Raw genomic sequence first — 18945 nt, forward strand, 5'->3', positions numbered from 1 at the left:
GAAAGATACGCCTTAATAGAAGCAACCGTGTCAGGGCTGCTTTAGAAAAGCGATCAAATCCGCCATCTGCTGTGGGGTGATGGCGGCTTCCAGCCCCTCGGGCATCAGGGAGATGCCGGGACTGGTGAGGGTCTTAATTTCGCTGCGCAGGACGGTGTCCGTGCCGCCATCGGCACGTTTGAGGGTGAGATTGCCGGCGGTCTCGCTGGTGATGAGGCCGCTGAGGGTGCGACCGTCGTTCGTCTCGACGAGGTAGAGCGCGAAGTTCGGCGAGACCTCGCGATTCGGGTCGAGGATGTTCGTGACGAGCTGATCGGCGGTCCACGCCTTGATCGTGCCGAGGTGCGGCCCGACGTCGTTGCCCTTGTCCGCGAACTTGTGGCAGACCATGCAGGCCGTTTCGTAGATTTTGGCACCGCGGGCGGCGTCTCCGGCCATCGTCATCACGGAAGCATACTTGTCGATGACCTCCTTCCGGTTCGCCGACGAGCCATCGCCGATGAGCTTCGCGATGCGTTCCTTGAGATATGGGAGTTTCTGCCTTCCAAGTGTAGCTTTTGCTGCTGCGGTGATTTGGCTGGGTAGAATTGTTTTGTTCTCAATGGCATCGAGCAGCTTGCTGACGTGATCCGCACGCATGAGCAGTTGAGTTACAGCCTTTTCCCGGAGCGGAGGGGTCAGGGTCGGCCAGGCTTCGATGATCGCATCCGCCACGACGGGTTCCCAGTAAGCGCCAAGGGCTTCGAGGGCGGTTGTGATAGTGGTCGGATCGTTGTTGGGAGTCAAAAGAGACGCCAGAGACAGACGGGCGGCCTCGGCTGAGCCGCCAGTGTCTGGCAAAAGCCTGATGGCGTTGATACGATCCGAGGGTGCGGCTTTTGAATTAGCCAAGGTGTTCAACACACTGTCTATCAATTCCTGTCTCCAAATTTTGTTCCTATCGTCGTGGAAATGCTCAAAGACGAAGTCTTGCAGTGAAACGCCCGATTTCCGCAACTCTGCCCCCAAATCAGCCATGAGCCTGACGGTGATGGAATCAATACTCTTCCTGCTTTGCAGGGCTTGAGCAGCATAGAATGGAGCATCATTAACGGGAACGTCTTTGCACCGCCTGCCAAGCATCTTCATGCACTCACTCGCAAAGTCTTGTAGCGGGAGTGAGGTGTCAAAATTCTGCGACAAAACGGCTTTCGCCATTTGCGGGCCAGGGAAAGAACCGTTTGCCAGCAAGGCAGCTCGGAGAAGATGCGGCTCGTATTGATGCTTAACACACAAATCGCCTATCACATCCAATGAGGCAGGGCTGGAAACAAAAGCATGAAGGTGAATGGCTTCGATGGCGACCGTCAAATCAGTGTCACTCAGCAGTTGAGCAGCTTCGGGGCGCAACTCGAAGATGTGTTCAGAGCTGATTTCGCCGAGTAACGCCTGCGGACGGATTCGTAAGGCTTCACGTCGAACATACGGGCTTGCGTCTTGAATGGCTGTTTGCAGCAAACCATAGCCCTCAAGGTGCACACCAAGCGATTCAAGCAACTTCAAGCCTTTGATGCTATTCTCATCGGACATGTAACCGCCAGAGTCCTGAATCTCGTCGAAGCGCTTCGAATCAAACGAACCAAAAATCCTTGGGCATCTAATGACCACAGTCCACAGATTCTCCCCTGCGCCGTCTTCCCGCTCTTCACCAGCCCCCGCAGCGGTTCCACGGCGGCTTGGTCCTGGCGCTCGAAGAGCAAGCGCTGGGCGGTTTCGCGGTGCCAGGCATTGGGGTGATCGAGGAGGGCGACGAGATCTTGGGTGCTCGCATCGGAGATTCTGACTCTTCGCTCTTTGCCCTCTGCCCTTTGCCATGCCTTCGGCGCTAAGCGCCAGATGCGGCCTTTGTCTTTGCCGCGGAGGAGATCGACGGCGGCGTGGATGTCGTCGGGGATGCTCCAGGGGTGCTCAATCACTTCGCGGTACATGTCGCAGACGTGGAGGCAGCCGTCGGGGGCGTTGACGAAATTCACGGGGCGGAACCAGAGGTCGTCGCTGGTGCAGAAGTTCTTCGTTCCATCGACCTGCACGGCTTTGAAGGTGACGCCGTCGGGCACGAGCTTCATGCGGTAGAGCAAGTTTCCAGCCACATCGGCGACGAAGGCGAAGTCGCGATACTCTTTCGGATACGCATCGCCGCGATAGACGGTGATGCCGCTCGATGACGTGACAACGCCGGCACCGACGAGCTCGCTTTTTGGCAGGTGGCTGCCTTCCTGCACCCAGCGCTTCGCGCGGAACTCGCGCCAGGGCTCGGGCGGGCTGGTTCGCCAGACGGGGAGCTGGTCTCCGGCCTCGGCGCAGTCGTTGAGGGCGCTGGGGACGACGAGGTACGGATTTCGTGCGAGGTAGCGATACGGCAGAACGACGTGCTGGCAGGGATTGCGGATGTTGCAGAGGAAGCGGTTGCCCCAATCATCAAAAGTCTGGCCAAAGCGTGCGCCGCCGCTTTCAAGGCGCACATCGCCGGTGCTGGGGTCGAAGGAGAAGTCGTTTCGCTTGATGGGCAGAGGTTTGAAGTCTTTTGGAATCGGCATGACGCTCTCGCTGCCGGGCACGCGCTGGATTTCGCCGCCATTGCTGCCACCGGCGATGTAGATGCGGTGGTCGAGGCCCCAGATGGGGTTGTTCATGACGGCCTGCACGTTGAGCTTTTTGAAGCCGGTGAAGACTTTCTGCCGCACATCGGCCACGCCGTCGTCATTCGTGTCCTTCAGATACCAAACATCCGGCGTGGCGGTGACGAAGATGCCACCTTTCCAGCACGCGGTGCCGGTGGGCCACGAGAGGCCCTCGGCGAAGACGGTGGCCTTGTCGAAGGTGCCGTCGCCATCGGTGTCGGTGAGCAGGCGGACTTTGCCGATGTGCGCATCGGTGGGGTTTTCTTGGGCAGGCTTGTGCGCGGCCTTGTCAGTGTAGGGGTAGTCATTCATCTCGCACACGTAGGCGCGGCCATCGGCATCGTAGGTGATGGCGACAGGATCGGTGACGAGCGGCTCTGCGGCGATGAGCTGCATCTCGAAGCCATCGAGCACATGGAAGGTCTTCGCGGCCTTTTGCGGCTCCACGGGCGGCGTGGAGGGGAAATCCAAGGCCCTGAGGAACGACCACGGAAGACACAGAATACACGGAAGGATGAAGTTTTTCATCGGGAGGACGAGCTAGATGGTTTCGGCGACATTTTGATCACGAAGTTATCGGCCGGAACGGGTTCGATGGCATTGAAACCTGTTTTCCTGAGGGAAGCATTCCAAACTGCGCTTTGGAAGTCAGGGTGGCTAGCTTCCACTTTCAACGGCCTATCAGGATCAAATCGCCTTGGATATGGCAGTCGGTAATTCAGTGCTACGCCGAACAAATAACCCCAGTGATACTGCCGAGTCGGAGGCAATCTGAATTGACCGTCGTTTCCAGTTCGGACCGTTTGGACCTGCGTAACTGGCGGGGGCTGCCCCTCGCTAAAAACCCGCCTCGTATGTGAAATCTGCACAACCGCATTTGGGACCGGTGTCGCTGAACAAGCATCCACTACTGTGCCGCCACAGCCGGTCGCCACTGTCGAAACACTTGGACATGGGATGACACACCCAGTCAGGATCAATGAGGCGAAAAGGACATTTGGATAAAGTCGCATAACGAAATCCTATACGCGCAAAGCTTTCCGTGTGTTCCGTGTATTCCGTGGATCAGCCTCACCTTGCATCCATGCCTCTCCGCGCCACACTGGTGGCCCCTTTTCCCACCGCTATGCCCAAGAAAGCCGCCTCCACATCATCCCTTCATCGCAAACACAGCGCCATCGTCGTCGATGGGGCAGAACGTGCCGCCAGCCGCGCGATGCTGCACGCGGTAGGCTTCAAGCGGGAGGACTTCAAGAAGTCGCAGATCGGCATCGCCAGCACCTGGAGCATGGTGACGCCGTGCAACATGCATATCGACCGCCTCGCCAAAGAGTCCGCGAAGGGCGTGGACGCCGCTGGTGGCAAGAGCGTGATCTTCAACACCATCACCATCTCCGACGGCATCTCGATGGGCACGGAGGGCATGAAATACTCGCTCGTCTCCCGCGAAGTCATCGCCGACTCGATCGAAACCGTCGTCGGCTGCGAAGGCCTGGACGGCTTCGTCGCTATCGGTGGTTGTGACAAAAACATGCCGGGCTGCATCATGGCCATGGCACGACTGAATCGCCCCAGCGTGTTTGTTTATGGCGGCACCATTCTCCCTGGCTGTGTCGGCGCAGAGAAAAAGGACGCAGACATCGTCACCGTCTTTGAAGCCGTGGGCAAGCATGCGAACTGCCTCATCAGCGACAAGGAGCTCATCGACATCGAGCAGCACTCCATCCCTGGTGAAGGAAGCTGTGGCGGCATGTACACGGCCAATACGATGGCCAGCGCCATCGAGGCACTCGGCATGAGCCTTCCAAACAGCGGTGCCCAGGCGGCTGTGAGCAACGAAAAGCTTATCGACTGCTTCGACGCTGGCGCGGCGGTGATGAACATGATCAAGAAGGGCATCACGCCCCGCGACATCATGACGAAGGAGGCCTTTGAAAATGCCATCACGCTCATCATTACGCTCGGTGGCTCCACAAACGCCGTTTTGCACCTCATCGCCATGGCGCACAGCGCGGGCGTGAAGCTCGGCATCGAGGACTTCGTCCGCATCGGCAAAAAAACGCCGGTGCTGGCCGATGTGAAGCCCAGCGGGAAATACTTCATGAACGACCTGGTCAAAATCGGCGGCACCGTCCCGCTGATCCGCATCCTGGTGAACGAAGGCCTCATGCACGGCGACTGCCTGACCGTCACTGGCAAGACGATGAAGGAGAACATGAAGAACTCCAAGATCTTCTGGCCGAAGAGTCAGACCATCGTTCGTCCGCTGAGCGATCCGATCAAGAAGGACAGCCACCTCGTCATCTTCAAAGGCAATTCTGCCCCGAAGGCGCTGTGGGCAAGATTTCTGGCAAAGAAGGCCTCAGCTTCAGCGGCAAGGCCATCGTGTTCGAGTCCGAAGAGACCGCGCTACAGGCCATTTTGAACGACAAAGTCAAAAAGGGCCACGTCATCGTCGTGCGCATGGAAGGCCCCAAAGGCGGCCCCGGCATGCGTGAGATGCTTTCACCCACCTCCGCCATCATGGGCAAGGGTTTGGGCAAAGATGTCGCTTTCATCACGGACGGACGCTTCAGCGGCGGCAGCCACGGCTTCGTCGTCGGCCATGTGACGCCAGAGGCCTTTGTCGGTGGCCCGATCGCCGTCATCAAGAATGGTGACCCAATCACCATCGACGCAGAGAAGCGCAGCATCACCCTCGGCATCCCTGCCAAGGAGCTGAAGTCCCGTTTGGCCAAGTGGAAGCAGCCAAAGCCACGCTACACCCGCGGTGTGCTGGCGAAGTATGCCAAGCTGACCAGCGACGCCAGTCACGGTGCCGTGACGGATCTGGGGCTGTGAGTCACACCCACACCGGTCTCTTCCAGATCGGCACGGTGGCTTTGATTTCCTTCAAGTACCAGCGGCAGAGGTCAAAGGCCTCTGCGCTGTGCTTCGTGCGGACGCGGATGAGGATGCTAGGCTGCTCCACCGCGACGAAGCCCAAACGATGCTGGATGTAGAGGCGGTGCTCGCCGTGCTCCTGCTGGCCGCGCTGGGTGAGCTGATGGAGCGTTTTCTCCGCCATGGGCAGATAGGCGCTGTAGTCGATGCCGCTAATCTGGCGGCCCTCCTCGATACCACGCACGACGCCCAAAAACTGCACCTCTGCGCCCTCACCCGCCTGAAAAACAGTCTGGACTGTCTGGATAGGCTCTTCGCTGAGGATGACGACCGGAGGCATGGAGGAGAGTTAGGAGTTGTGAGTGCTGAGTTATGAGTCAAAGAGGCGTTTTTCGCCAATACTCACTGCATCATTCCATGACCGCTGATTTCATCCCTGCAAGCGCTGCCGAAGTGAGGCAGCTACGTGATCAACTCGCGGCAGAGGGCAAAAAACTGGTCTTTACCAATGGCTGCTTCGATCTGCTGCACGCCGGCCATGTGCGCTACTTGGCGGATGCCCGCGCTCTGGGTGATGCCATGGTGGTGGCGCTGAATTCCGATGCAAGCGTGCGTGCGCTCAAGGGCCCGGAGCGGCCACTCAACAGCGAGAATGATCGCGCAGAGGTTCTGATGGCGCTGAAGGCGGTGGATGCCGTGGTGGTCTTCGGCGATGAGCGGGCGACACAGCTCATCGAGGCGATCCAGCCCCATGTTTATGCGAAAGGCGGCGACTACACCGTGGATTCGCTCAATGCGGAGGAGCGTGCCGCTTTGCAGGCAGTGGGCGCAGAAATCCGCATCCTGCCACTGGTGCCTGGACGCTCGACGACGGCGACGATTCGCAAAATGGCCGCACCGACGGCGAAACTGCGCCTAGGCGTGCTCGGCAGCGGTGTGGGGACGAATTTTCAGGCCATCGTGGATGCGATCCAGAGTGGCCGCCTTGACGCGGAGGTGGCCGTGGCGATCTCGGATCAAAAAGAGAGCGGTTTCCTAGCCATCGCCCGGCGTGAGGGGCTAGCCGCCCAATATGTGGATGCAGGTGCGAACCCGAAAAAACTGGGAGAGGCTGCACAGAAGGAGATCTTCGAGCACCTCGAGCGTGCACGAGTGGATGTGGTGGTGCTGGTGGGCTTCATGCGCATTTTGAAGGACCCAGTGATCAGCGCCTACGCAGGCCGGATCGTGAATGTGCATCCTTCCCTGCTCCCGAAGCACAAAGGAGCGCATGCCGTGCAGGATGCACTGGATGCCGGCGATGCAGAGGCGGGCTGCACCGTGCATCTGGTAACGGCGGAGATCGATGCGGGGCAAATTTTAGAGCAGGGCCGCGTGCCCGTGCTGCCTGGAGACACGGCAGCGGTGCTGCACGGACGCATCAAGTCGGTAGAGCATGTGCTACTGCCGAAGGTGCTAGCCGAGTGGCGAGAGCGCGGACTGAGGGTGGGGTGAGGTTTCGGTTCTCGGTTCGCTGTTCCCTGTTCCCTGTTCCCTGTTCGCGGTTATCACAGCTTGCGATGGGAGGAGGGCGCCGTCCTTTTTAGAAAACGGAGCACTTCCTCTACACTGGAGCTCGCCTGCCGAATTTTCGCTCGAGCTCGGCGGTGCCGATTTGGACGAGGGTGGGACGTCCGTGGGGGCAGCAGTAGGGCATCTCACAGGCAAAGAGGTCTTTGAGCAGGGCTTGTAGCTCGGGGATGCTCAGGATGTCGTTGCTCTTTACGCTGGCTCGGCATGCGGTGGTGGCGATGGCGTCTTCACTGAGGCGAAGGGAGGATGTTTTGCTGCTGATGCTGCGCAGTTCTTCGATGACACCATCGAGCCATGCGGCGGGGTCGTCGGTTTTGAGGAATGCGGGGACGGCTTCGACTTTGAAGGTGTTCGGGCCGAAGGCGTCGATCTCGATGCCGAGTTTGCTGAGGGATGGCAGGTTTTGTTTGAGTAGATCGGCGTCGCGTGGCGTGGTTTGCAGGGTGATGGGCATGAGCAGCCGCTGACAGGGCACGCCACCAGTTTCCAGGGCACGGCGGAATTTTTCAAAGTTCACGCGCTCATGTGCGGCGTGCTGATCCATCATGACTAGGCCCTCACGGCTCTCCATGAGCACGTAGAGCTTCTGCAGGACGCCGATGATGCGGAATTCGGGCATTTCGCTCTTGGGCTCGGATTTTTCGACCGCTGGCAAAGGGGGCGCGGGAGCTACTTCTGGCCGCGAAACGGCCTTTGGGAGCTCTGGCTCTGGTGGAGGCGAAAAATCGCGTTTGAGCGGTGCGGAGCTGGGTGTGACGGGGAGGCGAAAAACCTCCTGTTTCGGCTCTGCTGGCTCGGTGTGTGGTTCCGTGGCCGATATTGGCTCTGGGCGCTTCGGGGCATGGCCGGTGGGCAGTTTGTTGGCCGTTTCCAGGGTGCGGCTGATGGCGCGGGCGATGGCATCACGGACGCTGTTGCCATCATGAAAGCGCACTTCCTTTTTTGCGGGATGCACGTTCACGTCGTAGGCGTGTGCATCCATTTGGATAAAGAGAAAGGTGACAGGATACTGCCCCTTCATGAGCGCGGTGTGGTAGCCTTCACGCAGGCCGTAGCTGATGCTGGCACTTTCGATGGGGCGTCCGTTCAGATAGGTGATCTGTTGCTGCCGATTCGAGCGGCTCATGCCTGGTCCGCCGATGTAGCCGCTGATGGTGATGCCGTGATGTGTTTGCTGATCTACTTTGAGCAGGCGTGAGGCCAGCTCATCGCCCATGAGGCCGCGAATGCGCTGTAGCAGATCACGCGTGGCCGGGAGGTGAAAAACGGGTGCGCCATTGTGTGTCAGTGTGAATGCGACATGCGGATTGGCGATGGCGTGCAGCATGACTTGCTGTTCCACATGCGAGAATTCCGTGGGCTCTGTGCGCAGGAATTTCCGCCGTGCGGGGACATTGAAGAAAAGTGAGCGCACCTCGATGGTGGTGCCGCCTGCGCCGCCGTGGTCACGTACTTCGATGAGCTTGCCGCCATTCACTTCCACTTCGGTGCCGACGAGGGCGTCTCTTTCTCGTGTTGCGAGTCGAAAGCGCGATACGCTGGCGATGCTGGGCACTGCTTCACCGCGAAATCCGAAGGTCATGATGGCTGCGAGGTCATCCTTGGTGCGGATTTTGCTGGTGGCATGTCTTTCGAGACTGAGCATCGCGTCCTCGCGGTCCATGCCGCTGCCGTCATCGACGATTTTGAGCATTGCCATGCCGCCGCGTTGGGCGTGGATTTCGATGTGGCTGGCACCGGCATCGAGGCTGTTTTCCACCAGCTCGCGCACCACGGCTGCGGGCCGCTCCACGACTTCGCCGGCGGCTACCTGGCTGGCCAGGGCGTCGGGGAGAATGCGGATTTTCGACATGGCAAAAAAGTTGGTGATAAGAGGCTTGCGCGAAGGCCGTAGCGCCTTCATAGCAGCGCTGCGCTGGCGAGCAGACGGGCGGCCACCTTGGCTCGCTGTCTGCTCTTTGCAAACCCCACCCCAGCGCCGCTTTTGACGCCTCATCATTGGCATTGTTGTACATGATTTCCATCTCTCCATCCGCTGCGCTTCATCTCCGCGACTTGCTGGCCGAAAAAGGCTCTCCGCAAGATCACGGACTGCGCCTGAGTGTGGAGAAGGGCGGCTGCGCAGGCATGCAGTATGTGATGAAGGTGGATCTGCGCCATGCGGATGATCTCGTGAGCACGGAGCATGGCGTATCGGTCTTCGTCGATGCTGAAAGCATGAAGTATCTGAGTGATTGCCAGCTTGATTACGAGGATTCGCTCAACGACGCAGGATTTAAAATTCGTAATCCAAACGCGGCCCGAAGTTGCGGCTGCGGCACTTCTTTTGAACCCCAGGCGGCATAAGACCACTGTTCATCCGATGCCAACTAGCACGTATCATAAAATATCTTTTCAAAGAATCTGGTTTCTAGTAAACTCTGAGCCAAAGTAACGCACTTTTCACCCTGCTACGCATCCCGACATGCATGTACGATTTCTCAGCGACGGAAGCGAATACCGCTCTTATGGAGGCGGTAGCGGCTTCTCGAAGCGAAAAGACACGGGGGGGATTTTCTGGTGGACGATCCTCATCACTTTCTTGATGGGGGTGGCCACTTTTTGCTGGTTCTTCAGCATCATGGTGCTCTCGCACCCCGAAAAGCCCTTCAATTACCGTGTCCTCGCCAAATTTGATAAGCTCGACGACCTCCGTCCTTTCTCGAAGTACACCATCCCAGGCGGGAAGTTTTTAGCATCCAAGGAGCTCTTCGCTGAATTTTTTGCTTTTTCGCATGAGCAGCTCGTTGTGAAAAACGACATGCTCAAGCGCTCCTACATCCGCAACTACAAGCATGAGCAGCCCATTTATGTCACGGGTAAATTCGAGGTCGTCACGACGCGGCCTTTAGAAAAGACGGATGTCATCGTAGATGGATGGGTGGTGCGTGCTCGCTCGCTCGAGCTCGAAGACGTCGATGTCGAAATCCTCATGCCCGGCCTCAAGAGCCCCGCAGATCCCTACCAAGTGGGCGACATGCTCATGCTGGATCAAAACAATACCTTCGCTGCGGTGCTCAATGTGCAAAAGTATGCGCATGATCGGCTCTGCGCCACACTCATGCCGCTCACCTACAGCGGCCTGAATTCCCGTGATGGCAAGCCCACTAAAATGCAGCCACCCAAGCTGCTGAACATGAGTGCCTACTGGCCTGTCTCACGTGACCCAGAGGCAGCGGCAGAAAAAGTCGCCGCACAGAGTGGAGAGTGATTCGCAGGTGCTCTCGATGCACCTCTGCGATCCACAGCCTGATCTCTCACCAGCGCCAAGTCATGCTCACTCGTAGCATGCGTGGCTCCACCGGATGCACATGATGATCAGACGCGGGCACTGCCTCGGTAGGTAGCTGACTATCGTAGTAGTACTCGATGTCGTTGTCCTGGCGGTTGAGCAGATTCAGGCAATCCAAGGACACTTCCCAGTTCTTCCGCCGGTAGCCGACGCGGGCGTTCACTTGCAGGCTCTCGCGAGCACGGATGTCTGCGAAGTCTTCTGTCAGCGGGCGTGGGCTGAAGAAGCGGGCCCGCAGACTGCCGAAGAAACCCTCTGCCTTCCCGAGCGTGAAGCCCGCATTCAGCGTCACTGGCACATTGCCGGGGATGGAGGCACTCGGCGTGGCGGCACCACGTAGTGCAGCGGCAGTCCAGGTGGCCTCTGCATCGACCATGGCCCAGTCTGTGGGCCGCCAGTAGCTAGAGAGCTCCACACCAAAGCGCTCGCTGCCAGGACCTGCCGTACTGCTGCCCGCATCCCCCACGTAGATCAGCTCCGAGTCACTGCGCAGCCACCAGAAGCTCAGTGTATTGACCATGTGACGGATGCTTTCATTCCGAATACCAAACTCCGCGCCATAGCTGCGTGGGAGAGGATCGACACGATCTGTAGGCAGTAGCGTCGCGGGATCGGTCGCCAGCGTGACACCGCGTGTGTCATTGCTGTGAAAGCCCATGCCTGCATTGAGGTAAAGTTCCGTCTTTTGCCATGGGCCAAAGATCACCGCGAGTTTCGGACTCATCAGGCCCTTCGTCAGTGAGCCGTTGTTTTCCTGCAAGGTGCTGTGGCGTGTGTTGAAGTGGAAAAAGTCCGCTCGCAGGCCGGGGATCACGCGTAGCCAATCGGTCGGCTTGAATTCCAGCTCGCTCCACAGGCCGTAGGTGGCCTGGTAGATGTCGTCCTCGCGGACAGTCGCCGTGCGCTGCCGTGCGGTGGTCTGATGCAGGCCGATCCCGCTGATGAAATCATGGTGCATATTCACGCCTGCGCTGAAGCGCTGCTCATGGCCCAGTGCATCCCAGCGCCAGTCGCGTGAGGCTGCTGCGCCTGCGAACCAGCGGCTCTCCACCTGCTCAAACTGGTCCCCACCAGGTCCTGCGGTGAAGTAGCTGAAGTTTGAAAACAGATCGAGGTCGTAATATCCCACATAGGCATTCGCCTTCGTCGTCACGCGGCCTTCCACACGCTCCCAATCTGCACTGAGGCTGTAGCGCTGCGAGTTCCCACCGTTCGTCGGGTCGATGAAGCCGTAGCGACCGATCAAACCCGAGTCGATGGCCCGCTGCGGCACCTGATCCGTGCTCATCCACTCACCGTGGTAGCCCATCAGCGTCACATTGAACTTATCGCGGCCATTTTCCCAATGCCAACGTGCGAACCCGTTCCAGCGTGTGGCATCGGAGCTCAGATCCCATGGGCCATTATAATACTGGTGCTCCAGCGCCACCGTCAGCGTGCCTGCACCGGCCTGGATGCTGTCTGCCACCAGTGTGCGTGTGTAGTCATACGCACCGAAAGTGCTGCTCAGGATGCCCTGCGGCAGCGCATCCACCAGCTTGAACCGCGCTGCGCCCGTGCTGCTCAGATCGCCCAGAGGAGCGTAGTAGTTGCCCTTCCAGTACTCCAGCTCACCTACGAGTTCGGGAATGATGAAGTTCAGATCCGAGTAGCCTTGTCCATGTGCATGTGTGCGCAGATTGATCGGCATGCCATCGAGGTACATGCCGAAGTCCGTGCCGTGGTCCAGGTTCGTACCGCGTAGGAAGTATTGGTTCGCCTTTCCATCGCCACTGTGCTGCGTCACGATCATGCCTGGCACACTTTCCAAAAGCTCACCCCGGCGAGAAAAAGGCCGCTCCATCAGCTCTTTGGAGCTGGTTTGGCCTTTTGATGCAGAAGCGGCCTTTTGCAGCAATTCCTCTGCTTTGCCCTCAATGATCGTCTCCTCCAATTCCTGCACATTTTGAGCCGAGGATGGAAAAATCGGCGAAAGGCAGGTCAGAAGGATAAGAAGGCGAAAATGGCTCATGCACCTCCTCAGACGACACCTTTGCCCACAGCCCACGGAAATAAGGTGGCTACGGCACAGCATCCCACCACTGCATGAGCATCTGCCGGGCACGGTAGAGGCGGCCCTCGATGCCACGGGCCGTGCAGTTTAGCACCTGAGCGCACTCGACATGACTGAGGCCCTCCAGCGTCGTGAGGATCAGCACGGCGCGGAGATGATCTGGCAGTGCCGCCATGCCGCGCTCCAGCTTTTGCAGCTCGCTTTGCCATTCTGCATTGGTGTCTGGCGCAGGCTGTGGGCAGGGCGGCGTCTGCACCACCTCATCCAGCGCCACTGTGTGCTCCCTCTGGCGAGTGGCGCGGGTCTTGGCGCGGTCACGGCAGAGATTCAGTGCGATCTGATATAGCCACGTCGAAAACCGCGCCCGGCACTCAAACTCCGGCAGCGCCTGCCATGCACGCACGAAGGCATCTTGGCAGACCTCCCGCGCATCCTCCGTGCAGCACAGCCAGCGGCAGCAGAAGGTATAAAGACGCTCCTCATGTCGATGCACCAGCCACTCAAATGCGGCCATATCGCCGGCCTGCGCGGCATGGATTTTCAGCAGCTCGGCGCTTTCTTGTGCCGCTGCGTGCTCACCGAGTGCGATCGGCAGGTCAAGGCTCGCGGGCAAGGCTGTCATGGGTCCATTCGAGGAGTTTTTTCGCCTGCGCAGGTCGCAGGTAGCGCTTCATGGCAAAGAAATGGTCCAGCGTCTGCCTTTGCAGCTCGCCCTGGCTTTGATTCAGCCTCTCTAGAGCAGCCTTGAGCCGCGCATCATCCAGCGTGGCCGCGTCCAGAGCTGTGGCGACGTCCTGACCAGCACTGCGGATGTCCGCTTGCAGGCGAGTGCGCTCTTTTTCAAACGCTGCCTCATAGGGCTCCATGGCTGTGTGTTGCTCAGGCGTGAGATCCAGGTGCTCATGCATCCACGCGTGTAAATCCGGCTCCGCGTGATCATGGGCGTGGCTCTCGCCATGGCGATGCAGTGCCCAGTCCGTGACAAACCATGCCGTGCCACCTGCCAGCACAGCAGAGCACAAAGCGGAGAGCAGCAGCCATTTCACGCGCCCATTCATTTGGCCAGGCCCTCGCGAAAAAGTTTCATCACAGGTGGCGTGGTATGCGTCGTGTCCTGAGCAGCCAGCAGGTAGCCTACGGCACAGGCCGTGACGACACCTGCTACCACTGCGGCGATGATCAGCCCGCGCACCCATGAGCGCCAGCGCTGTGCACGCCCCTCATCCCTGCGCACACGCTCCATGATGCCTCCTTGTAGCTCCCCTGGCACATGGGCCATTCCCGCCCCCGCAGTGGCAGCACGTTTCAGCATGCGATTGAGATCATGGTCATTCATGGTGTGCGGCTTTATGAAGGAAGATCAGCCTTTGGTGAAGCACTAATTGATCATCAGTCGCTCATCTTTCCTGCGCAAAGGCCATGCTAGACAATTTGATGAAGTTCGTCTATGGCCCGGCAAAATGTCGCCAACCACCAGTCCTCAGCCCCATCGGAGCTGCTTCATGCAGCGAGTGGTGGTGCTGTTGCTGTGTCTCTCGCTCGGCATGCACTGGGGAGTGCTCCAGGGCATCGCGTGGACGGGGATGTTGGTGTCGAATCTCACTGGTGGCAGCGTGATGGAGGCGGTGGAGAAGACTTTCGATGGAGAGCATCCGTGTCCGCTGTGCCTTGCGGTCAAAGAAGGCCGCGAAAAGGAGAAAAAGGACGATTCCATGCCTACCGGCTCCAAAGTGGCCAAAAAGCTCGATGCGGTGTTGGTGGGTCATTTCGTGATTTTTGCGCCAGAGGGCGTGAAAGTGGCCTACGCGGCCTTTTTGACGAAAAACGTCGTTCATTTCGAGGAAATCACCGGACCGCCGCCGCGATGGGTTTGAGCTAAAGCGCCATCTTTGAAGGATCACACCGCAGAGATGGGATAACCGCAGAGGAAGCCGATCTGAGATGCCATATCTCGGCGGTCTTCCAAGCTCTGCGGTCATCCAAAATGCAGACATCAAGCGTGTCTGCCTCACTCAACCCGCGCCTGCGCCATCGCTGCGCACGCCAAACACCATCGTTTTTATGAAATCCTCTATCTTCTATTCTCTATCTTCTATCCTCCTCCTCACCTCGGCACACGCACAGCAACCTAGCAGACAACTCCCCGAAACCGTCATCACCGCTCAAAAATCACCTTCCATCACCGTGCCTTCGATCACGGAAAAGAAGGAGCAAATCGCCAAAACCGTCGCTGGTGGGGCCAATGTGGTCGATGCGGAGCAATACAAGACGGGCCGTGCAGCGACGCTGAAGGATGCGCTCGATTATTCTCCTGGGGTGCTCATTCAGAGCCGCTTCGGCTCGGAGGAGGCGCGTATCTCCATCCGTGGTAGTGGCATCCAGCGCACCTTTCATGGCCGCGGGCTGTGGCTGATGCAGGATGGCATGCCGCTGAATCTCGCCGACGGCGGATTCGACATGCAGGCCATCGATCCGATGGCGGCGCAGTACATTGAGGTCTTTCGCGGTGCGAATGCACTGCAATATGGCGGCACCACGCTCGGTGGGGCGGTGAATTTCGTCTCGCACACGGGGCATGATGTACCCGCACTCCAGACACGCTTTGAAGCCGGCAGTTTCAATACGCTGCGGGCGCAGATCAGCGGTGGATTCGTCCAGGGTGACACGGATGGCTACGCAGGCCTCACCGCAGCGCACACCGATGGCTTCCGTGATTGGAGCGAGCAGGAGAGCCTGCGCTTCTTTGCCAATGTGGGCACGAAGATCAGCTCGAACCTGGAAAACCGCTTTTACCTCACCTGGGTGGACAGCAAGTCGCAACTGCCCGGTGGTCTGACGAAGGCGGAGTTCGAACTCAATCCGCAACTCGCTGCGCCAGCAAACATCATCGGCCGCCAGCGCCGCGACTACCAGCTCCTGCGCCTCGCGAACAAGCTCACCTACAGCGATGGGGACAATACGTTGACGTTTTCCGCCTTCTGGAGCTGGAAGGATCTGGATCACCCGATCTTCCAAGTCATCGACCAGCTCAGCAATGATGTGGGCTTTGATCTGCGCTACGATCGCCGTGGCACGCTGTTTGGACGGCGCAACGATCTCACCATCGGCCTCGGCTACATGTATGGAAACGTGCAGGACAATCGCTACGCCAATCTCGGCGGCCAGCGCGGTGCCATCGCCGCGCAGAACGAGCTCCAGTCCGCCAACTTCAATGTGTACTTCCAGGATCAACTGCATCTCAGCGACACGCTCTCACTCATCGCAGGTGCCTCCGTGATCTACGCCAATCCCGACCTCAATGAGCAGACGCTCACCGGTCCGAATAACAATGACCGGCAGGAATACTGGGGCTTCAGCCCAAAGCTGGGCCTGCTGTGGGACATCACACCGCAGGCGCAGGTTTACTTCAATGCTAGCCGCAGCTTTGAGCCGCCGTCCTTTGGTGAACTCGTCGCTGTGACGCCCGGATCGGTCGGTTTGGCCGCACTGAAGCCGCAGACAGCCACCACGCTGGAGCTCGGCACACGCGGCGAGACAGATCGCCTCGCCTGGGACTTCAGCTACTACTACGCGTGGATCGACGACGAGTACCTCACCCTGGGTGCTCCTGGCAATGCGACACTCACCACCAATGCCGGTCGCACCATTCATCAGGGTGTCGAGTTCGCTCTGAATGCAAAGCTCACGGACCACCTCACGCTGCGGCAGAACTTCCTGTGGAATGACTTCCGCTTTGCCCGCGATGCTGCCTGGGGTGACCGCATGCTGCCCGGCGTGCCACCTTTCTACTACCGCGCAGAGTTGCTCTATGAGCACCCCAGCGGCTTCTACGCCGGGCCGAACTTCGAGTGGTCACCGCACCGCTATGCGGCGGATCTCGCACGCACCACCTTCGCCGATCCGTATGCGCTGCTCGGTTTCAAGATCGGCTACCGCACGAAAAAAGGCCCCAGCTTCTTCGCCGAGGTGCGGAACATCTTTGACGAAAACTACAGCCCCACTACTGGCGTGGTCCAAAACGCCACCATCCCTGCCCAGAGCCGCGTTTTCCTCCCAGGTGACGGACGCAGCTTTTACGCTGGTGTGGAGTGGAAGTGGTGATCCCAGTCGGGATGGGGGGCCAAAGGCACTCGAAACACTCGCGGCGCAGTGCCCGTTTCACTGCGCCGCATGAAACACCTCGCCTTTGCCCTCCTTCTCCTGCTCACCCTCTCCGCCCGTGCTCAGCATCCCGCTGCGGATGAGGCGGGCTTTGTCCCGCTCTTCAATGGCAAAGACCTCACGGGATGGAAAACCACTGGGAACTGGCTCGTCGAGCCGGATGGCAGCGTCTCACTCCATCCACGCGAAGGCGAAAAGGCTGGCAGCGCTACGATGCCTACATCGCCACGGAGAAGCAGTATGCCGACTTCGTGCTCGATCTGGAATTCAAAATCAATGCCAAGGGCAACAGCGGCGTCTTCATGCGAGTCGGTGATTTGAAGGATCACGTCAAAAGCGGCTTCGAGGTGCAGATCCTCGATACCCACGGCCTAGCGAAGCCCGGTCATCACGACTGCGGCGGCATCGTCCATGGCACCAGCCCCTCGAAGAACATGGTCAAGCCCGCTGGCGAGTGGAATCGCTACACCATCACCGTGCGTGGCCGCAGCGTGAAGGTCGTGTTCAATGGCGAGCAAGTCATCGACACCACCCTCGAAGCCATGAAGATGGCAGATCGGCCCAATGCAGGCCACATCAGCTTCCAAGACGAAGCGCTGCGTGTGTGGTACCGCAATGTGCGAATCAAGGAACTGAAGTGAGCCATTTGCCCATGGGTGAAAGCGCCGCCATCTCCGCCGCGTAGCGTCTGCATGCTCCGCTCCATCGCCCTTCTCCTCCTCGCGGCCTGCTCCTCGCTCCACGCCGCTGATCCTGTCCCACTTTTCATCGAAGGCTACGCTGGTCAGCGCAGCGTCGCTCAGGGCGAAGAGATCCCCATCCACGTCAGTACCACGGCGGCGAAGTTTGAGATCGAAGTCACGCGACTCGGTGCGAAACGCGAGGTCATGTGGAAAAAGGCCGATGTGCCCGGTGCCGCGCATCCCGTGCCGGAGGATGCCAGCGCGAATGGCTGCCGCTGGCCGGAGAGCGTGCGCGTGCCCGTCGGTGCGGATTGGAAAAGCGGCTACTACGAGGTCGCACTGCGTGCCGCCGATGCTGGTGGCAAATGGACGCATCGCGGCGCACGCACCGCCAGCAGCAGCGCGTGGTTCATCGTGCGCCAGGCGCGGCCCGGCAGCACCTCGAAGATCCTTTTGCAGCTCTGCTCGAACACCTACAACGCCTACAACAACTGGGGCGGCTTCTCCGTGTATGCCTACAACAGCCTCTCGAAGAACCAGGGCAGTCGCGTGAGCTTTGAGCGGCCCGGCCCGTCGCAATTCGCCCGCTGGGAGCTGCCCTTCGTCGTGTGGGCGGAGCAAAACGGCTACCCGCTCGAATTTGCCGCCAATGACGACCTCGAATTCCGCCCCGACATGCTCGCCAGCTACAAACTCGTCCTCAGCGTCGGCCACGACGAGTATTGGACACACCGATGCGCGACAACCTGGAGGCCTGGATCGCCAAAGGTGGCAACGTGGCCTTCTTCAGCGGCAACACCTGCTGCTGGCAGGTGCGCAGCGAGGCCGAGGGCCGCGCCTTCACCTGCTTCAAGCAAAACTACCACCTCGATCCCGTCTTCCAGACCCGCGACTTCAAGACGCTCAGCACCGCATGGAGCCATCACCTGCTCCAGCGCACGGAAAACCAACTCACCGGCGTCGGCTTTCTCTGGGGCGGCTACATGCGCAGCCACGGCCAGTTCATGGACGGCGACGCCTCCTTCATCGTCCATCGACCTGATCACTGGATCTACGAAGGCACCGGCCTGAAGCGCGGCGACCGCTTTGGCGCGAAGGACACCATCGTCGGCTACGAATGCGATGGCTGCGAGCTCGAGTGGCGCGATGGCCTGCCCTTCGCCACACACCAAGACGGCACGCCCAAGACCTTCGAAGTCCTCGGCACCTGCCCCGTCCGCTGGCACCCCGACGACGTCGAGTGGTATGAGAAATGGGAGATCGGCCGCACCGGCGCCGCCTGCCTCGGCCTCTACACGAACACCGGCACCGTCTTCACCGCCGCCACCACCGACTGGTCGCATGGCCTGCAAGGCAATGACGCGCATGTCGTGCGCATCACCAAGAATGTGCTGGAGCGGCTGGGGAGGTGAGTTGATACTGCAGCGAGCCGTATTCAGGTTTATGAAGCTACTCAAATATCTCCTCTTTATCTTTGTAGGTCTTTCGCCTCTCGCGGCCGCCGAGCAAGTGTACTGGGCTGAAGAAGGGGAAGATGCGACAAGTACCCACTACTACTTTTTCTTTTCGGATGGCGATTCCATTCAGCGTGTCCGCTGGGTA

The 18945-nt window shown here is 59.3% G+C and carries 14 protein-coding genes and 2 pseudogenes; 8 read left to right on the forward strand and 8 right to left on the reverse strand.

The genetic code is table 11. The features are described 5' to 3' along the window. Positions 1-30 precede the first annotated feature (30 nt). Positions 31-1569, reverse strand: coding sequence for a c-type cytochrome (locus tag IPK32_22980; protein ID MBK8094752.1), 1539 nt, complete (start codon positions 1567-1569; stop codon positions 31-33). Then, positions 1539-3131 (reverse strand): hypothetical protein, encoded by a 1593-nt coding sequence (locus IPK32_22985; GenBank protein ID MBK8094753.1) that lies wholly within the window; start codon positions 3129-3131, stop codon positions 1539-1541. The genes IPK32_22980 and IPK32_22985 overlap by 31 nt, the downstream gene beginning before the upstream one ends. A 655-nt stretch (positions 3132-3786) precedes the next feature. Between IPK32_22985 and ilvD the strand changes: the two are divergent. Next, positions 3787-5501 (forward strand): annotated as a pseudogene (gene ilvD, locus IPK32_22990) (dihydroxy-acid dehydratase). 1 nt (position 5502) lies between these two features. Here the strand turns inward: ilvD and IPK32_22995 are convergent. After that, positions 5503-5883, reverse strand: a complete 381-nt coding sequence (locus IPK32_22995; protein ID MBK8094754.1) for a molybdenum cofactor biosynthesis protein MoaE — start codon at positions 5881-5883, stop codon at positions 5503-5505. Positions 5884-5960: 77 nt separating this feature from the next. Here IPK32_22995 and IPK32_23000 point away from each other — a divergent pair, with 77 nt between their 5' ends. Then, complete coding sequence (locus IPK32_23000; GenBank protein ID MBK8094755.1) at positions 5961-7037, forward strand: phosphoribosylglycinamide formyltransferase; 1077 nt, start codon at positions 5961-5963, stop codon at positions 7035-7037. A gap of 109 nt (positions 7038-7146) precedes the next feature. Here the strand turns inward: IPK32_23000 and mutL are convergent, their stop codons facing one another. Beyond that, complete coding sequence (gene mutL / locus IPK32_23005; protein MBK8094756.1) at positions 7147-8967, reverse strand: DNA mismatch repair endonuclease MutL; 1821 nt, start codon at positions 8965-8967, stop codon at positions 7147-7149. A gap of 161 nt (positions 8968-9128) precedes the next feature. Between mutL and IPK32_23010 the strand changes: the two genes are divergently transcribed. Both IPK32_23010 and IPK32_23015 read left to right on the forward strand, forming a co-directional pair. Next, positions 9129-9461: an iron-sulfur cluster assembly accessory protein gene (locus IPK32_23010; GenBank protein ID MBK8094757.1), complete on the forward strand. Its 333-nt coding sequence runs from the start codon at positions 9129-9131 to the stop codon at positions 9459-9461. Positions 9462-9579: 118 nt separating this feature from the next. Continuing rightward, positions 9580-10365: a hypothetical protein gene (locus tag IPK32_23015; GenBank protein ID MBK8094758.1), complete on the forward strand. Its 786-nt coding sequence runs from the start codon at positions 9580-9582 to the stop codon at positions 10363-10365. Positions 10366-10411: 46 nt separating this feature from the next. Here IPK32_23015 and IPK32_23020 read toward each other — a convergent pair whose 3' ends face one another. From IPK32_23020 to IPK32_23035, 4 genes are read right to left on the reverse strand one after another with little or no spacing between them, the layout of a single operon-like run. Then, positions 10412-12457, reverse strand: coding sequence for a TonB-dependent receptor plug domain-containing protein (locus IPK32_23020; protein MBK8094759.1), 2046 nt, complete (start codon positions 12455-12457; stop codon positions 10412-10414). Positions 12458-12506: 49 nt separating this feature from the next. Next, positions 12507-13121: an RNA polymerase sigma factor gene (locus IPK32_23025; GenBank protein MBK8094760.1), complete on the reverse strand. Its 615-nt coding sequence runs from the start codon at positions 13119-13121 to the stop codon at positions 12507-12509. After that, the gene (locus tag IPK32_23030; protein MBK8094761.1) at positions 13096-13545 is read right to left on the reverse strand and encodes a periplasmic heavy metal sensor; all 450 of its coding nucleotides are present in this window, start codon (positions 13543-13545) and stop codon (positions 13096-13098) included. Before IPK32_23030 ends, IPK32_23025 begins: the two co-directional genes overlap by 26 nt. Positions 13546-13553: 8 nt before the next feature. After that, positions 13554-13835: a hypothetical protein gene (locus IPK32_23035; protein ID MBK8094762.1), complete on the reverse strand. Its 282-nt coding sequence runs from the start codon at positions 13833-13835 to the stop codon at positions 13554-13556. A 124-nt stretch (positions 13836-13959) separates the two neighbouring features. Between IPK32_23035 and IPK32_23040 the strand changes: the two genes are divergently transcribed. From IPK32_23040 to IPK32_23055, 4 genes and pseudogenes are all read left to right on the forward strand, one after another. Continuing rightward, positions 13960-14373 (forward strand): hypothetical protein, encoded by a 414-nt coding sequence (locus IPK32_23040; GenBank protein MBK8094763.1) that lies wholly within the window; start codon positions 13960-13962, stop codon positions 14371-14373. A 67-nt stretch (positions 14374-14440) separates the two neighbouring features. Then, positions 14441-16600: a TonB-dependent receptor gene (locus IPK32_23045; protein ID MBK8094764.1), complete on the forward strand. Its 2160-nt coding sequence runs from the start codon at positions 14441-14443 to the stop codon at positions 16598-16600. Between the two features lie 185 nt (positions 16601-16785). Next, the gene (locus tag IPK32_23050) at positions 16786-17301 is read left to right on the forward strand and encodes a DUF1080 domain-containing protein (protein ID MBK8094765.1); all 516 of its coding nucleotides are present in this window, start codon (positions 16786-16788) and stop codon (positions 17299-17301) included. A gap of 51 nt (positions 17302-17352) precedes the next feature. Beyond that, positions 17353-18755, forward strand: a pseudogene (locus tag IPK32_23055) (hypothetical protein). Positions 18756-18945: the final 190 nt, after the last annotated feature.

Source organism: Verrucomicrobiaceae bacterium (assembly GCA_016713035.1).
GTDB lineage: Bacteria > Verrucomicrobiota > Verrucomicrobiia > Verrucomicrobiales > Verrucomicrobiaceae > Prosthecobacter.

Coding starts and splice junctions, on each gene's coding strand:
- IPK32_23045 (MBK8094764.1), top strand. CDS start 14,441: ATGCCATATCTCGGCGGTCTTCCAAGCTCTGCGGTCATCCAAAATGCA.
- mutL (MBK8094756.1), bottom strand. CDS start 8,967: ATGTCGAAAATCCGCATTCTCCCCGACGCCCTGGCCAGCCAGGTAGCC.
- IPK32_23040 (MBK8094763.1), top strand. CDS start 13,960: ATGTCGCCAACCACCAGTCCTCAGCCCCATCGGAGCTGCTTCATGCAG.
- IPK32_23035 (MBK8094762.1), bottom strand. CDS start 13,835: ATGAATGACCATGATCTCAATCGCATGCTGAAACGTGCTGCCACTGCG.
- IPK32_23000 (MBK8094755.1), top strand. CDS start 5,961: ATGACCGCTGATTTCATCCCTGCAAGCGCTGCCGAAGTGAGGCAGCTA.
- IPK32_23050 (MBK8094765.1), top strand. CDS start 16,786: ATGGAAAACCACTGGGAACTGGCTCGTCGAGCCGGATGGCAGCGTCTC.
- IPK32_22980 (MBK8094752.1), bottom strand. CDS start 1,569: ATGTCCGATGAGAATAGCATCAAAGGCTTGAAGTTGCTTGAATCGCTT.
- IPK32_23010 (MBK8094757.1), top strand. CDS start 9,129: ATGATTTCCATCTCTCCATCCGCTGCGCTTCATCTCCGCGACTTGCTG.
- IPK32_23020 (MBK8094759.1), bottom strand. CDS start 12,457: ATGAGCCATTTTCGCCTTCTTATCCTTCTGACCTGCCTTTCGCCGATT.
- IPK32_22995 (MBK8094754.1), bottom strand. CDS start 5,883: ATGCCTCCGGTCGTCATCCTCAGCGAAGAGCCTATCCAGACAGTCCAG.
- IPK32_23025 (MBK8094760.1), bottom strand. CDS start 13,121: ATGACAGCCTTGCCCGCGAGCCTTGACCTGCCGATCGCACTCGGTGAG.
- IPK32_23015 (MBK8094758.1), top strand. CDS start 9,580: ATGCATGTACGATTTCTCAGCGACGGAAGCGAATACCGCTCTTATGGA.